At 41.5% G+C, this 12,887-nt stretch carries 14 protein-coding genes and 1 pseudogene; 7 read left to right on the top strand and 8 right to left on the bottom strand.

Annotated features, from left to right (window positions below; translation table 11 throughout):
- Positions 1-227: 227 nt before the first annotated feature.
- From C6Y03_RS05245 to pta, 7 genes and pseudogenes are all read right to left on the bottom strand, one after another.
- A complete protein-coding gene (locus tag C6Y03_RS05245) occupies positions 228-560 on the bottom strand; it encodes a hypothetical protein (protein ID WP_106038961.1) in 333 nt (110 codons plus the stop codon).
- Positions 561-581: 21 nt separating this feature from the next.
- Positions 582-1,196: pseudogene (locus tag C6Y03_RS19325) on the bottom strand (polymorphic toxin type 50 domain-containing protein); the annotation flags it as partial.
- Between the two features lie 194 nt (positions 1,197-1,390).
- A complete protein-coding gene (locus C6Y03_RS05235) occupies positions 1,391-1,717 on the bottom strand; it encodes a hypothetical protein (protein ID WP_034660349.1) in 327 nt (108 codons plus the stop codon).
- A gap of 16 nt (positions 1,718-1,733) precedes the next feature.
- Positions 1,734-3,257: a T7SS effector LXG polymorphic toxin gene (locus C6Y03_RS05230; RefSeq protein ID WP_106030626.1), complete on the bottom strand. Its 1,524-nt coding sequence runs from the start codon at positions 3,255-3,257 to the stop codon at positions 1,734-1,736.
- An 11-nt stretch (positions 3,258-3,268) separates the two neighbouring features.
- Positions 3,269-3,547 carry a YwqI/YxiC family protein gene (locus tag C6Y03_RS05225; RefSeq protein ID WP_106030627.1) on the bottom strand — a complete coding sequence of 93 codons (279 nt, stop codon included), beginning with the start codon at positions 3,545-3,547 and terminating at the stop codon, positions 3,269-3,271.
- Positions 3,540-3,950: a YwqH-like family protein gene (locus C6Y03_RS05220; protein ID WP_106030628.1), complete on the bottom strand. Its 411-nt coding sequence runs from the start codon at positions 3,948-3,950 to the stop codon at positions 3,540-3,542. Before C6Y03_RS05220 ends, C6Y03_RS05225 begins: the two co-directional genes overlap by 8 nt.
- 186 nt (positions 3,951-4,136) lie before the next feature.
- On the bottom strand, positions 4,137-5,108 hold the full coding sequence (gene pta / locus C6Y03_RS05215; protein ID WP_034660357.1) for a phosphate acetyltransferase: 972 nt from the start codon (positions 5,106-5,108) through the stop codon (positions 4,137-4,139).
- A gap of 240 nt (positions 5,109-5,348) precedes the next feature.
- Here pta and hemQ point away from each other — a divergent pair, with 240 nt between their 5' ends.
- Together hemQ and C6Y03_RS05205 are read left to right on the top strand one after the other, a co-directional pair.
- Positions 5,349-6,119, top strand: a complete 771-nt coding sequence (gene hemQ / locus C6Y03_RS05210; RefSeq protein WP_003215092.1) for a hydrogen peroxide-dependent heme synthase — start codon at positions 5,349-5,351, stop codon at positions 6,117-6,119.
- 68 nt (positions 6,120-6,187) lie between these two features.
- Positions 6,188-7,348, top strand: coding sequence for an MFS transporter (locus C6Y03_RS05205; RefSeq protein ID WP_106030629.1), 1,161 nt, complete (start codon positions 6,188-6,190; stop codon positions 7,346-7,348).
- A gap of 13 nt (positions 7,349-7,361) precedes the next feature.
- Here the strand turns inward: C6Y03_RS05205 and C6Y03_RS05200 are convergent, their stop codons facing one another.
- Positions 7,362-7,841 (bottom strand): Lrp/AsnC family transcriptional regulator, encoded by a 480-nt coding sequence (locus C6Y03_RS05200; protein ID WP_106038960.1) that lies wholly within the window; start codon positions 7,839-7,841, stop codon positions 7,362-7,364.
- A 145-nt stretch (positions 7,842-7,986) separates the two neighbouring features.
- On the opposite strand from C6Y03_RS05200, the gene C6Y03_RS05195 reads away from it, so the two are divergent.
- From C6Y03_RS05195 to bacD, 5 genes are all read left to right on the top strand, one after another.
- Entirely contained in the window at positions 7,987-9,219 is a 1,233-nt protein-coding gene (locus C6Y03_RS05195) for an MFS transporter (RefSeq protein ID WP_106038959.1), read from the top strand.
- A gap of 149 nt (positions 9,220-9,368) precedes the next feature.
- Positions 9,369-9,971, top strand: a complete 603-nt coding sequence (locus C6Y03_RS05190) for a type 2 periplasmic-binding domain-containing protein (RefSeq protein ID WP_060597521.1) — start codon at positions 9,369-9,371, stop codon at positions 9,969-9,971.
- A gap of 1 nt (position 9,972) precedes the next feature.
- Positions 9,973-10,680 carry a 3-((4R)-4-hydroxycyclohexa-1,5-dien-1-yl)-2-oxopropanoate isomerase gene (bacB, locus tag C6Y03_RS05185; protein WP_106038958.1) on the top strand — a complete coding sequence of 236 codons (708 nt, stop codon included), beginning with the start codon at positions 9,973-9,975 and terminating at the stop codon, positions 10,678-10,680.
- Positions 10,677-11,438 (top strand): SDR family NAD(P)-dependent oxidoreductase, encoded by a 762-nt coding sequence (locus C6Y03_RS05180; RefSeq protein WP_106038957.1) that lies wholly within the window; start codon positions 10,677-10,679, stop codon positions 11,436-11,438. The genes bacB and C6Y03_RS05180 overlap by 4 nt, the downstream gene beginning before the upstream one ends.
- A gap of 15 nt (positions 11,439-11,453) precedes the next feature.
- Positions 11,454-12,875: an alanine--anticapsin ligase gene (gene bacD, locus C6Y03_RS05175; RefSeq protein WP_106038956.1), complete on the top strand. Its 1,422-nt coding sequence runs from the start codon at positions 11,454-11,456 to the stop codon at positions 12,873-12,875.
- The last annotated feature ends 12 nt before the right edge of the window (positions 12,876-12,887 follow it).

Here is a 12,887-nt window from a genome sequence, read left to right as displayed (position 1 = left end):
TGAACTCTCCTACTTTTCAGATCAGTCAATGGTACTTTACTGTGATTCATATTGATGGGAAGTTGATGATACATATACGTTACCATATTTCAGCTTAAACTGACCCAGTTATGAACCTTCAGAAATCAGTTTTGCCTATGGTCAACTTCGAGCATTTCACTAACTCATAAATATAAAAAAGCCCTCTTACACGAGGGCTTGAATTTAAAATTCTAAGATGTCAATTGTTATTCATCTGTCAATTTCCATACTATTTGACCATCTACCAAAATCTTATTTGGTGGATCATCATAAAGAGATATCTCAACTAAAGAGCTTTTCCCTTGAATTAACCAATCGTATACACTTCCACTGTTTTCATCGGGATGAGATAGTATATCATTTACTTGGAAAGCGGCAGCAATATATTCTGTAAAATGAATATCATCTTCATCTAACATATTGTTTGTTTCAAAAACTGTATCTAATTTTCCTAATATTTTCAATCCGCTATTCCATTCTAATATCATATCTTTTGTTTCATGCTTTATTAATGTTCCAATCAAAGGATCATAACTCATTTTTTACCTCACCTCATCATTTTATGGTCTCGCTGGTACTATGTGAGCTCCATCTTTTCCATAATGAATCATTCCCTTAGTAGTCTCTTCATACTTTCCAGTGTTTATATCATAGTATTTTCCTATCGCTTGGCCAAAGTCTATCCTTTCTTTATTTTTACCCAATTCTTTGCCTGATCCAGCATATTTATCAAGTAATTCTTGTGCCTTTTTATTATCTCCATAAAAAATGCTTTTCTTTTTTCCATTAGCTACTTCTTGCTTGTAATTTGGTGTTTCTGGAATATGTTTTTCTTGAGCTCCTGATTTTACTTTTGCAGGGAAACCATTTACTTCACAATACGGTCCTTTTGGTACGGATTGTTTACCGTAAGTAGGTGTTTTAACCCTCTTCACCGCATTCTTCCCTTGATCTATCTTAAAAACATATTTCCCAACCTTCACTATTTTCGTGATTGGGATAATAGAAGCTGCGGACAGAGCTTGGTCTGTGCTGCTGATGTTTTGGCTGGTTTCGGGGTCTTTGCCTGTGACGGCTCGATAGCCATCGTAGATGCCGCTGTATTCTAGGATGATGTTTTCGGTGGTTGAGACGACTTCACCGTCTAATATGCGTTTGGCGTTTCCGCAGCTGCGGATTTGATTTTTTCTGTATCAGTTCCTTCAAAATATCCAATCACTTTATCGATTTGTATTGTGCCATCATAAAACTAACTTAGATAGAAAAAAGATGAGCGACATCTCTGTAAACTCACCTTTTCTATCACTTATTCTCATTTATTCTCATTTATTTTGAAAAGAATCTGGTCTGTCCAACTCATATTAGAGGTTTATTTAACGATACATTCAGGTGAAAATTTCACAAAAACAGAGTTTGAACCATCATCCATCATTCTTTTCAATTCCTTACCTAATGAATAATTAGAATTTGGTTCTGTTTGCAATATACAAACAATATTTCCACCCTCCCCTTGAGTTAGGCAGGTTAATTGTAAATATTCATTGTTATCATAAATAAAAGAAACGATGTAATCATAGAAATTATCTTCTATGTTGTCCTTATTTATTTCCTCCTTAAAAACTCTGATTATAGTTCCAGCCCAAATTCGAGTATCGTCTTCAATTTCACGAACAGATATCCAATCATTCCCAATCATTTCTATTACATCCTCTCTACTTAATTTTTAAATTATGACCACCAGATGCATCAGCAGGTTTAGTTTGTTTGAAATCAAAATCAACTTCTCCTTGATGCTTCCCCTTGTTATTTGTTTTTTCAAAACGACCATGCTGCGTATCTACTGAATATAAATCTCCAGTTTTAGGGTCTTTATATACATCCCTACTATTAATCTTACTTAATTTTGAATCTTTTATTAAGCCATTACTTTTAGCAACTTCTTTTACTTTTATTTTTACAGCTGCAACGCGCTCTGCTGGAGGCAATTTCACTAACGACTTTTCAAAATCTTTAGCCCCATTCCTCGCACTTCCAGCACTCTTCTCAACCCTCTTAGCTACCTTCTCCCCTTTAATAATTTTAAAAACATATTTCCCCACTTTAACAATGTTGGTACTTGGAACCATGTACACCCCGGATACTAAACGATCCATATCAGCGACTTTATCACCTGTTACAGGATCTCTTCCTGTAATCGCTCGAATGGCGTCGTTTATTCCTGTAAATTCAACCGCTGTATTTAAGATGTTTTGGGGTTGATCGCCTGTTTTTACATCTGACATCGGTTTAACGCTCTCAATTGTTACTTTGTTCTTTTCAGATATTCGTAACCGATACAGCATTCCGTCTCGCATGACCTCAACCGTTTTGGCATTTTCGAAGTTGATCTTTTTGTACTCATTTATATGATATACTTTTCCATTTAAGGTCACGGTCGTTTGATTGATTTTACTAGACGGCTTTTCGTGGACAACCGTCTCCACATTCGCCCGTTCTTTCTCACTCAGTTTCTTCAGCATGAGCGTCATCGGATTGTCTTTCGGGTTATCTACTTTGTCATTCAATCCACTGATGGTGCTGCTTATTTTTTCTTCTTTTCCATTTTTGAAAATAGACCCTTTTTGATAGGTGGTGATGTCGATTTTTGGGCCGGTGAACATGGTGCTTAACGTGTTGATGTATTGCTTCATTGTTTGAAGGGCGCTTTTTGTTTCTTGTAAAGCGCTTGTCTGCTCTCTGTCAAATGCATGAAGCAGACCAATGGTTCTTGAGGTCTCGAGCCATGCCTTTTGATAGTTTTGCTGAAAAGCTGATTCGTCTACATTTGGCAAATGAACAATATGACTAATGCTACCTATGGCATGGTTTACATCTGTTACAATCTCGGATATCGTGCGCTCTGCTTTTTTTAGTCCTTGATCTAGTTCGTGTTCAATAAATGATTGTGAGATCAAGCCGTGCTGATTTGATTCAAGAGCATGAAGCGCCTGTTTTGTGTTTTTCAGCGCAGTGCTGTATTCCTCAATGACGATCTGAAAGAATTGCAGGAAGGGAATATGACATTCTGTATAAAAGGTGCGGATGGCTTGTCCCGCCTCTCCCTTTAGTGCACCATCGAGTGAAATGATATGATGAATTTGTTTTTCTAAAGAGCTGATTTGTTGTGATTGCTGCTTTAATATATTCAGCGTTTGGTCAATTCCGTTTATTAGCGCAAAGGCGTCAAGGGTTTTCATTGCGTTCTCCTTTATTTTCTTTTACTGCTGGAGGCAAGCGCCTTGTCCGTTTCAATCATGGTGTTCACCGCTTGTTCTGTTTGTACAAGCTGTTTCTGAAGAATGCCTATGTAGGATGTACTTAATTCGTTCAACTGTTGGTTGATTTTTTCTAATGTGTCTGCTGCCAGGAGCTGGTTTCTCCCTTTGATGGTTGTTGGAAGTTTTGCATTCATTTGAGCGCCTGATTGTTTGGCCTGTTGTAAAACTCGATTGATTTCACTGGCATCTATTTTGATTTCTCTACTCATGTGACTTCCCTCTTTTTTCTTCCAATTGTTTCTGCTTTTCTTTCTCTATTTTTCTTTCAACGGAATGGATCTCATGTTCTAACGAATGGATCTCCGATTTTAGGTCACTGATTTTCTCATCAATTCGATTCACTAAATTGGTCAGCTGTACACCTTTTATCTCTTGACTGGCAGATGCCATCTCGTCTCGAATGTCATCAAACGTATCTGCAAGACGGCCAAACCATGTATGTGATGTCAGATCAGGATGAGTGATTTTCTTGTTAGCATCTGCCAGAGCCGATTTTGCTTCTTTTATTTCTTTTCGACACATGTTGAGTTCTATGATTTGTTCTTTTTTTATGGATATGTCTGCCTTTAACGAATACAAGGCTGTTGTATAACCGATGATAGCTCCAGACATCGTCAAACACCTCTATTCCTCAAATAGTCCTCCGTTATGTTACCATTTCCTAGCACAAGAGGCATATGATTGAAAACGAATTCAACGAAAAATGAATCGTAGGTATTGGGTTTTTATACCTATTTAACACGCGCAAAAAAAGCTAGCTTCGTGTGAAAACGAAACTAGCTTTTTTGATCGTTACTATTATCGTGCTTGAGCTGCTGTGATGAGCGCAAGGTTGTAAACGTCTTCGGCATTACAGCCTCTTGAAAGATCGTTTACTGGCTGGTTTAAGCCTTGTAAGATTGGACCTACAGCTTCAAAGTTACCTAAGCGCTGTGCAATTTTGTAGCCGATGTTTCCAGCTTCTAGGCTAGGGAAAACAAATACGCTCGCATCGCCTTTGATGACGGAATCTGGCGCTTTTTTCGCTGCTACTGAAGGAACGAAAGCTGCATCGAATTGGAATTCTCCATCAAGTACAAGCTCAGGTGCCTTTTCTTTTGCAATGCGAACTGCTTCAGATACTTTTTCTGTTTCGTCTGATTTTGCTGAGCCTTTTGTAGAGAAGCTAAGCATTGCCACACGTGGTTCGATGTCGAACATTTTGGCTGTGTTTGCACTTTCGATCGCAATTTCAGCTAGATCTTGGCTGTCTGGTGCAATGTTGATTGCACAATCAGCAAACACATATTGCTCTTCGCCGCGAGCCATGATGAAGACGCCAGATGTTTTCTTTACGCCTTCTTTTGTTTTAATGATTTGAAGTGCTGGGCGCACTGTGTCAGCAGTTGAGTGTGCTGCACCGCTCACAAGTCCGTCTGCAAGACCTTTATATACAAGCATTGTACCGAAGTAGTTTTCATCTAGTAATGCTTTTCTTGCCTGCTCTTCTGTTGCTTTGCCTTTACGTCTTTCTACGAAAGCTTGTACAAGCTCTTCAAAACCTTCATATGTATGAGGATCATACACATCAACACCATCAAGTGTAAGACCTAATTCTTTTGCTTTTGCTTCAACTTCTTGTTTTTTACCTACAACAATTGGCTGCAATACTTTGCCATCTGCTAGTTTTTGAACGGCTGTTAGAATGCGTTCGTCCATTCCCTCAGGAAAAACGATCTTTACTCCTTTACCTGCAACCTTTTCCTGAACTGTTGAAAAAATATCTGCCACTTATATACCCTCCTTGATTTTACAAAAAAAGCGTTCTCTTTTAAGCATACTCTTCTTCTACATAAATTCAAACTACCAACTTACATTATAGCGCTTACAAATTAAATTCTTATTTTTCAAACTAATTTAACCAATTTCCATAAAAGTTGTTTTCGTCGTTCAAGTTTTGATCACATCTTCATTTGGACAAACTATGTTATAGTTGGAACAGATGGAAAACTGTAAATAGGAGTGAAATAAATGAGCGAACAACATACAACCAATGAAGCAGCTCAAACACTGGACGGCTGGTATGCACTGCATGATTTTAGAACCTTTGACTGGACAGCTTGGAAGCTGCTGACAAGTGATGAGCGACAAGCGATTCTTCATGAGTTCACAGGTCTATTAGAAAAATGGAAAACAGCTGAGCACGATAAGGCGGGAAGCCAAACAATCTATAGTATTGTCGGCCAAAAAGCAGATATTATGCTCATGATTTTGCGTCCAACCATGGAAGAACTGGGTGAAATTGAACTTGAATTCAACAAGACACGACTAGCAGAGTTTACGATCCCAGCTTATTCGTACGTTTCAGTTGTGGAACTCAGCAACTACTTAGCTGGAGGCGGAGATGGCGGAGATCCTTATGAGAACCCGCATGTACGTGCGCGTCTATACCCTGAGCTCCCTTCTTCTCAATACGTGTGCTTCTATCCAATGGATAAAAGACGTTCTGGCAATGACAACTGGTACATGCTCTCTATGGATGAGCGTAAATCACTCATGAGAAGCCACGGCTTAATTGGCCGCAGTTATGCTGGGAAAGTAAAGCAGATCATTACAGGCTCCGTCGGTTTTGATGATTATGAGTGGGGCGTCACTCTTTTCTCTGACGATGTGCTTCAATTTAAAAAATTGGTTTATGAAATGCGCTTTGATGAAGTCAGTGCACGCTACGGCGAATTTGGTTCCTTCTTTGTCGGAAACCGATTAGCAAACGAGCAGCTGGCGTCTTATTTCCATGTATGATAAACACTTAAGGCTTCGGAACTTTCCGAAGCTTTTTTTATGTATTTGTTTAGAAAGGTGATCACATCATGAAAAACTTCCCCATCGCTATTTTTGCTTTAACGCTCGGTGCGTTTTCGATTGGCATGACTGAATTTGTCATTATGGGACTTTTGCCAAACGTCGCAAATGATCTCCATGTATCTATTTCTGCTTCAGGTCAGCTGATTACCGGATACGCACTTGGTGTCGCAGTTGGCGGACCTATTTTAACATTATCAACTGGGAAAATGTCGAGGAAACGTCTTCTCATTCTATTAATGATCCTGTTCGTGGCGGGAAATGCTGTTGCCGCTGTATCGACCACTTACGGTCTATTAATGGCCGCACGTATTTTGACGTCATTTGCTCATGGAACCTTCTTTGGCGTCGGAGCCATAATGGCTGCGCGGCTTGTGCCTAAGGAGAAAAGTGCAAGTGCGATCAGCTTCATGTTTACAGGACTGACGGTCGCCAATGTACTGGGTGTGCCGTTTGGTACCTTCATCGGAAATCAATTCGGCTGGCGTATGTCGTTTCTTGTTATTGCCGTCATTGGGCTCATTTCCTTAATCGGTATCATCAGCTTAGTACCCAATCAATCGAAGGAAGAAGTACTGGATATTCGAAATGAAGTGTCTGTTTTGAAAAAGCCACAGGTACTCGTTTCTTTTGCAATGACGATCTTTGGTTTTGCAGGTGTGTTTACCGCCTTTACGTATATCAGCCCGATCCTGCTGCAAGTGACTGGTTTTCAGGAAAATGGGGTGACGCTCATCCTTGTTCTCTTCGGGCTTGGGGTGACCATCGGGAATTTAGTTGGCGGAAAGCTTGCCGATTGGAAGCTGATGCCGAGTATTATGGTGACACTGATCCTGCTGATGGCTGTCCTGTTATTGTTTACAATCACTTCCGAATTCAAAGTACCTGCTGTGCTGACCATTTTTGTTTGGGGAATCATTTCATTTATTCTTGTTCCTACCTTGCAATACCGCACGATGAACATGGCACATGAAGCACCGACACTCGCATCGACGCTTAGTCATTCTGCCTTTAATATTGGGAATGCTGGCGGTGCAGCGCTTGGCGGTCTCGCCATCGAACTGACACATTTACAGCTTGTTCCGTTATTTGCTGCAGCTGTAACCTTCATTGGGCTCATCATTACGATTATGAGCTATCAGTCAGATAGACGAACAAAAAGGACCTGAGTCAGGTCCTTTTTTATTTCATCACGGTCATTTCTGGCTCTTCTATTTGTTTCACACGTTCCTGAACTGGATGGGAAAAGGAGTGCTCGGATAAGACGATATGAGATACGGTTTTTGTAAACCCAGACACTGCCTGAATAAAGGCTTCAATTTCTTCAAGAGAAGCGACTGACAGCTTAATGAAAAAGCATGACTGTCCTGCCACTCGATAAGCAAAAAAAGCGCGTGGGTGCTGATTCATAAAAGCCACAAAATGTTGATACTCCCCGTTTAGCACTGTGACTTCCAGCAGGCAGTCAATCATAAGCCCTAATTTTTTATAGTTAACCTGAACCGAATACCCTTCAATAATTCCTGCATCCTCTAATTTACGTACTCTTTCTGCTACCGCAGGTGCGGATAAATTGACTCGTTTGGACAATTCCCTCATAGACAAGCGGGCATCTTCTTTCAATTCATTTAAAATATGCACATCAACATCGGTGATTTTCATTCGTACCTCTCCTATCCGAAAGTCGTTCCATTTGAAAAGTATTTTATGATAATACTTATGATTCGAAATGTAAAATAAAACTAAATAATGGTAGAATTTATTTTAACGGAATTGAATGAAAAAGCAAGTATGGAGGGATCACCTGATGAAAGAATCTTTGGACAGCAAGGCTTCTAAAACGTTTCCCATCACACTTGCCATCGCGCTCACACTTGGCGTCTTTGCGGCGGGATCGGAAGAACTGGTGATTTCACCACTGCTGCCTGATTTATCAAACTCCTTTCAGCACTCTCTTGATATTCTCGCCCTTTCCATCAGCATTTATGGGTTAGCTGTGCTGGTTGGAGCCCCGCTGCTCGTTCCTTTAGGGGACCGGTATTCAAGGGAACTGTGTTTGATCATCGGGCTTTCTTTCTTTTTGATTGGAACCGTGATGTGTGCGGCTGCCCCGAATTTGGCAGTGTTTTTTGCTGGCCGTGCCATTTCTGGGCTGGCGACCGGTGTATTTGTGCCAACAGCCTATGCTCTTGTAGGCGACCGGGTTCCTTACGAATATCGAGGCAAGGTGATGGGACTCATTGTGTCGAGCTGGTCTCTTTCTCTTGTCCTTGGTGTACCAATTGGCGCCTTTATCGGTCAGAGTTTGAACTGGCGCTGGACATTTTGGATCTTCGCCATCATGAGTCTCGTTGTCCTGCTGCTCGTCATCCTTGAATCACGCAAACAAACCGCCACAGCGAATACAGGAACACCTCAAGCTAGGGAGAAAACTGCCTCTTTATGGGGAGCTTTGAAAATTGATCGTGTCCCCGCCTATTTGACCGTGACATTTTGTAATATGCTGGGATTTTATGGCATGTACTCGTTCTTAGGAGCTTATCTGCAAAGTCTGTTTTCTGGAGGGCAATCGACCGCGGGACTTCTGATCATGGCTTACGGCGTCGGCTTTTCCATGAGTGTATTTACAGGGAAATTAGCAGACTGGTTTGGCAAAACACGTACTCTTTTCTTTGTGCTGGGCGGCATTACGCTCGTTCTCGCCTTACTTCCTTATGCACCTTTCTCATGGACATTGCTGATTTTTGCCCTATTTATTTGGGGTGCCATGCAAAGTTTATCTGTCACGCTTTTGAGCACTGTCCTAAGCGACTGCTCCCAAACCCACCGAGGCAAAGTGATGGCTTTTTACAGCCTTGCGTCCAATCTTGCCGTTATGCTTGGTTCCGCTCTTATGGGACCTGTCTATGTCCATTTCGGCTATCATACGGTAGGGCTTGTATGTGCACTCATTACGCTTGTTGGTTTTCTCATTAGCTTCGCCAGCTATAAACGTGAACGAACCTTACAGCAGAAACATAAAAACACATTTGAAACGTAAGCTCATTTCACTGCACATCTCGGTATGTGCAGTTTTTTAGATCAATTTTTAATATCATCATAAAATACATTTTTTATAAATTTTGTTGACAATTGCCAATTTTATTTTTTATAATCTAGTAAAAATTTGAAAAAGATTGGATGGTAAACATGATCTTAAAGAATGATGTTTTTCATTTCAAAGAAGAGCCCATCGTTTCACCTAAGATGTTTACAGTCAATACACTAGGCCCTGAGGGGACAAGCAGTGAATATGCAGCAAAACATTTCATCTCTCATTCCACCACTACACTCGGCACTCATACGAAACTATCCCTTTACGACACGTTCGAAACTTGCATTGAACATACTCTCTCTAACGCACTCCAATACACTCTCGTTCCACACGCATACGAAGGAATCAAACACTTCTACATGAGACCTGACCTGCAGCTTTTACAAATTTTCAGATGTGACACACCCATGTATGGTTTGGCTGTCAGACCAGATTTCCCATTTCAAGAACAAATGCTCCACCATTTAAAAATTGTCTCTCACCCTGCACCTGTCAATTTGATTCAATATTTCATTCACCAAAATGCTGAATTTGAGCTAGTCAATTCGACAAGTACTGCCGCAAAAAAAGTAAGAGACGGCGAATTTGATTTCGCTTTAACTAATGAGGTAGCCAGAGCCACATACGGCCTCACCTTCATTCGAACGTTTAAAAGCATCCCAATGAGCTGGTCCATATTCGGAAAAGGAGAGATATAATATGCAAACTGAACAAAAGACGCAAGAACGATATTTTCCTCAAGCCAAAAAAGTAGAATGGGAGAATGGTGTCACACAATATTCCACGGTCAGAGGTGATACGGAAGTGTTAATTTCATACGTCCCTCCTCACACGATCATAGAACCTCACGAGCATCCCGAAGCACAAATCGGCATCGTATTAAAAGGCGAGCTTCAAATGACGGTCGGCCCATCGACCCAATTGCTCACCCCTTTAGAATCAGCCTATATCGCACCACCTTTTGTCCCTCACGGCGCATCTAACCTGACAGATGAGGAAGCGATCGCCATTGATATTAAGAGATTAAAAGATGGCGAGGAATATACGGCTCCTCCTACTTATTTCTTAGATATTTTCAAAACACGGGATTTACTCCCTGGCATGGAAGTCACCTTTTTTGTTGAGGATTGGATGGAGCTCATGATTGCCAACATTCCTGGAAATGGCGGTGAAATGCCTTTTCATAAACACCGCAATGAACAAATCGGCATTTGCATCAGCGGAGGTTATGATATGACCATTGAAGGCTTTACAGAGAAAATGGCATTTGGCACCACTTATTTCTGTGATCCAAAGGAAGATCATGGTGCGATAAATCCAAAGCCGGAAGCATCAAAGTCTATTAATCTCTTCTTCCCTCCCCGCTATAATCGGTTGAAGCCAAAAGCGTCTAAGGTGAAGAAATGAACCTCGACGGAAAAGTCGTCCTGATTACAGGAGGTGCATCAGGGATTGGGCTTGCCGCAGTCAAGCTTTTCCTTAAGCATGGAGCAAAAGTAGCAGTGGCTGACATCAATGAACAGAGCGGCAAACAACTCGTCGAATCATTGCCGCACGAGCATCTTGCGTTTTTCAAAACAGATATTACGAATGAGTCTGACTGTCAAAAAACCGTTCAGTTCGTGCTGAACCGTTTTGGAACAATTGATGTTTTGATTAACAATGCAGGCATCGAAATTGTCTCCCCCGTTCACGAGATGACGCTGGAGGATTGGAACCACATTTTACAGGTCAACCTGACGGGTGTATTTCTTATGAGTAAGCATGCATTGCCGCATATGCTTGAAAAGAAAAGCGGAAGTATTATCAATACAGGATCTGTCGGGGGTCTTGTCGGCTGGCCTGACATCCCTGCATATAACGCAACAAAGGGCGGTGTCATCCAGCTAACCAAATCCATGGCGGTCGACTATGCCGCCCATCAAATCAGGGTGAACTGTATCGCCCCGGGCATTATTGATACGCCATTAAATGAAAAATCCTTTTTAGACAATCATTCAGAAAGTCTTGAGGTTGTCAAAAAAGAAAAAGCAAAGGTGAACCCATTACTTCGTCTCGGAAAACCCGAAGAAATTGCGGGCGTCATGCTGTTTCTCGCCTCTGATCTATCCAGTTATATGACTGGAAGTGTTGTCACAGCAGATGGCGGTTACACCGCTAGATAAAAAGGAGTGCTTTCATTGAGTAAAAAAACCGTACTTGTCATTGCTGATCTGGGAGGATGCCCGCCCCATATGTTTTACGAAAGCGTGGCTGCATCGTATCATATCGTTTCTTATATCCCGAGACCCTTTGCTATTACAAAGGGACACGCTGAGCTAATCGAAAAATACTCCATTGCCGTCATCAAAGATCGAGATTATTTTGACACAAACCCTTCTTTTGAACATCCAGATTCTATTTACTGGGCACATGACGATTATCTGAAATCCGAGGAAGAGGTGGTGGACGACCTAGTTCGTGTGGCTTCCTTTTTCAAAGCGGATGCGATCACCACCAATAATGAATTATTCATTGCACCAATGGCAAAAGCCGCTGAGCGTCTTGGACTGCGCGGCGCTGGGGTAAAGGCAGCTGAATTAGCGCGTGATAAAAGTCAAATGAGGGCTGCATTCAACGCGGCTGGGGTCAAAGCAGTAAAAACTCAGCCTGTCACTACTTTAGCTGATTTCCAGCAAGCCATTGAACATATCGGGACACCGCTTATTTTAAAGCCTACATATTTAGCAAGCTCCATTGGCGTGACCCTTTTTCATGACCGAGCCGGCAGTGATGATCTCTTTTTAAACGTACAATCCTATTTGCAAACCATTCCCGTTCCAAACGCTGTGACGTATGAAGCTCCGTTTGTCGCTGAAACATACTTAGAGGGTGCTTACGAGGATTGGTATCAAGAGGACGGCTACGCTGATTATGTCAGTGTTGAAGGGTTAGTCGTTGAGGGTGAATATATCCCTTTTGTCATTCATGATAAGACCCCTCAAATCGGTTTTACAGAAACGGCTCATATTACTCCGTCGATCCTAGACAATGAAGCCCAGCAACTCATCATTGAGGCAGCAAAGAAGGCAAATGAAGGGCTAGGTCTTGAAAACTGTGCCACTCATACAGAAATCAAGCTCATGAAAAATCGAGAAACCGGATTAATCGAATCAGCAGCTAGATTTGCTGGCTGGAATATGATTCCGAATATCAAAAAGGTCTTTGGGGTAGATATGGCCAAGCTGCTGATTGATGTATTAGTCGATGGAAAAAAGGCTGATTTGCCAAAAGAACTGCTTTCTGGACATACGCATTATTTAGCAGACTGTCATTTATACCCTCAGCATTTCAAAGAGAGCGGACACATTCCGCCTGAGGTCACACACATCACCATTGATCATGTGCATATTCAGCAGGACACTTTGGTTGGAGATACTGTCATCATCAGTGAATCCGTCCCACCTAAAGGAACCTTTGTGGATCTATCTTTATTTGAAGCATTTAATGGCATCGTGTCTCTTGAATTAAAAGGCTCGTCTTCTCAGGATGTTGCCGCATCCATCCGTAACATTCAGAAGCAGGCTACCATTCAGTTAATGGATGAACTAGTGAAGGGATAGAAAGAGAGGGTA

Origin of the sequence: Bacillus sp. LNXM65 (assembly GCF_002998575.1) — a bacterium.
Lineage (GTDB): Bacteria > Bacillota > Bacilli > Bacillales > Bacillaceae > Bacillus.
The sequence above is the reverse complement of the archived record's forward strand: the minus strand, read 5'-3'. Positions and strand labels throughout refer to the sequence as shown.